The organism is Arthrobacter sp. 9V, assembly GCF_902506065.1.
Classification (GTDB): Bacteria; Actinomycetota; Actinomycetes; order Actinomycetales; family Micrococcaceae; genus Arthrobacter.
Map to the genome: position 1 here is coordinate 1 of NZ_LR732983.1, position 1,495 is coordinate 1,495.

General features: G+C 70.5%; 2 protein-coding genes. Both read left to right on the plus strand.

From position 1 onward, the window contains the following. Positions 1 to 847: thiolase family protein (locus BACI9J_RS23035; RefSeq protein ID WP_159736682.1), on the plus strand; the 847-nt coding region annotated here is incomplete at its 5' end. 2 nt (positions 848 to 849) lie between these two features. Further along, positions 850 to 1,495, plus strand: a 646-nt coding sequence (locus BACI9J_RS23040; protein ID WP_201296722.1) for an enoyl-CoA hydratase/isomerase family protein, incomplete at its 3' end; no start/stop codon positions are given.

The window sequence follows — 1,495 nt, forward strand, 5'->3', positions numbered from 1 at the left end:
GGGCCGCCACCCGATGGGCTTCAACGCCGACCCCAACCCGCGTTTCGTCGCGGAGCGCATGGTGTCGAGCGACGCCCTCGTCATGGGCGCCACCGCCGAGCGCCTGCACGACCGCTTCCCCGCGATCACGAAGGACCGCACGGACGCCTACGCCGTCCAGTCCCAGCAGCGCTACGCCGCCGCCTGGGCGAACGGCAAGCTGCAGCCCGACGTCATCCCGGTCGAGGTCAACAAGGGCGACGGCTGGGACGTCATCAGCACCGACGAGCCGCCCCGGCCGGGTACCACCCTGGAGGCGCTGGCCGCCTTGAAGACGCCGTTCCGGCCCCACGGACGGGTCACCGCCGGCAACGCAGCCGGACTCAACGACGGCGCGACCATGAGCCTGCTCGCGTCCGAGGACGGTGCGAAGCAGCACGGCCTGTCGACGAAGATGCGCATGGTGTCGTTCGCCTTCGCCGGCGTCGAGCCCGAGGTCATGGGCGTCGGCCCGGTCCCCGCCACCGACAAGGCACTGTCGAGGGCCGGACTGTCGATCGACGACATCGGCCTGTTCGAGATCAACGAGGCGTTCGCCGTCCAGGTGCTCGCCTTCCTCGACAACTACGGCATCGCCCAGGACTCCCCGAACGTGAACGCGTGGGGCGGCGCCATCGCCGTCGGCCACCCGCTCGCGTCGAGCGGTGTCCGACTCATGAACCAGCTCGCGGCGCAGTTCGCCGAGCGACCGGACGTCAAGTACGGCATCACCACGATGTGCATCGGGCTCGGCCAGGGCGGCACCGTCATCTGGGAGAACCCGAACCACAGCAAGTCGGCCGAGCGTTCCGCTCGGAAGGGGGCGTGACCATGACCATCGTCGACAACGACCGACTGGCCGAACTCAGCGAGGACGAGGTCGTCACCCACTCGTTCGTGAAGCACGTGACCATGCCCTCGGGCGGCACGCTGGCACTCATCACGCTCGACAACGGCAAGGACTACAAGCGGCCGAACACCCTCGGACCCCGCACGCTCCGTGAACTGTCCGGGGTGCTCGACACCCTGCGGACCGAGGCCGCCGCCGGCACGATCCAGGGCGTCGCGATCACCGGCAAGGAGTACTGCTTCGCGGCGGGGGCCGACCTGTCCCAGGCCGCAGCGGTCCCGTCGCGCGAGGCCGCGCACGACCTCGCCGCCCTCGGGCACGCCACGCTCCGCAAGTTCGCCGACCTCGGAGTGCCGTCGTTCGCGTTCGTGAACACCCTGGCGCTCGGGGGCGGGCTCGAGATCGCCCTGCACTGCACGTACCGGGCCTTCTCGTCCGCCGCGCAGGGCATCGGCCTGCCCGAGGTGTTCCTCGGCATCATCCCCGGCTGGGGTGGCGCGACACTGCTCCCCCGCCTGATCGGCCCGGAGCGCGCGCTCCGCGTCATCGTCGAGAACCCGCTCAAGAACAACCGCCTGATGGACGGTCCGGCCGCGGTCGAGATCGGCATCGGCGACGTCCTGGTGC